At 45.7% G+C, this 1078-nt stretch carries 1 protein-coding gene; it reads left to right on the forward strand.

Annotated elements, in window-relative coordinates; genetic code table 11:
• The coding region (locus tag A3766_RS25975) for an EF-Tu/IF-2/RF-3 family GTPase (protein WP_255375870.1) at positions 1 to 1078 on the forward strand (1078 nt) is incomplete at both ends.

The following is a 1078-nucleotide window of genomic DNA, read 5'->3' on the forward strand; positions in this document are numbered from 1 at the left end:
TCTAAGAAAGCTTATGTTTGGGATGACACAGGCCTACCTGAAAACTTCAAAGTAGAAGACGTTCCAGCCGATATGGTTGACGATGTAGACATGTATCACGAGCAGTTGATTGAAACAGCTGTTGAGGTTGATGACGACATCATGATGGCGTACATGGAAGGCGAAATGCCAACTACGGAACAGATCAAAGCCTGTATTCGTAAAGGTACTAATGACCTGACATTCTTCCCTACTTACTGTGGCTCTGCATTTAAGAACAAAGGTATCCAGTTAATTCTTGATGCTGTTGTTGACTACTTGCCTTCACCCACAGAAGTTATTCCTCAGCCATTGACTGATGAAGTGGGCGAGCCAACTGGCGAAGTTGCTACAGTTGCTGTTGACGAGCCATTCCGCGCACTTGCATTTAAGATCATGGATGACCGTTTCGGCGCACTTACCTTTATCCGAGTTTATTCAGGTAAGCTGAACAAAGGCGACACAGTACTTAACTCCTTCACAGGTAAGACTGAGCGTATCGGCCGTATGTGTGAGATGGAAGCTGAAGATCGTAACGAGCTAGATTCAGCTCAAGCTGGTGACATCCTTGCAATCGTCGGCATGAAAAACGTTCAAACAGGTCACACACTTTGTGATCCCAAGCACGAATGTACACTTGAAGCGATGGTCTTCCCTGAGCCAGTAATCTCGATTGCTGTTAAGCCTAAAGACAAAGGCGGTTCTGAGAAAATGGGTATCGCGATCGGTAAGATGGTTGCAGAAGATCCAACATTCCAGGTTCACACTGACGAAGACTCAGGTGAAACAATTCTACGCGGAATGGGTGAGCTTCACCTAGACATCAAAGTAGACATCCTGAACCGTACTTATGGCGTTGAGCTAGAAGTTGGTGAACCTCAGGTTGCATACCGTGAAACAATCACGGCTGAAGTTGAAGATTCATATACGCACAAGAAGCAGTCTGGTGGTTCTGGTCAGTTCGGTAAGATCGATTACCGTATCAAGCCAGGTGAGCAGAATTCTGGTTTCACATTCTCATCTACAGTAGCTGGGAAGAATTCCTTAGGTACGTTACCAC

It is taken from the genome of Oleiphilus sp. HI0132, assembly GCF_001635845.1.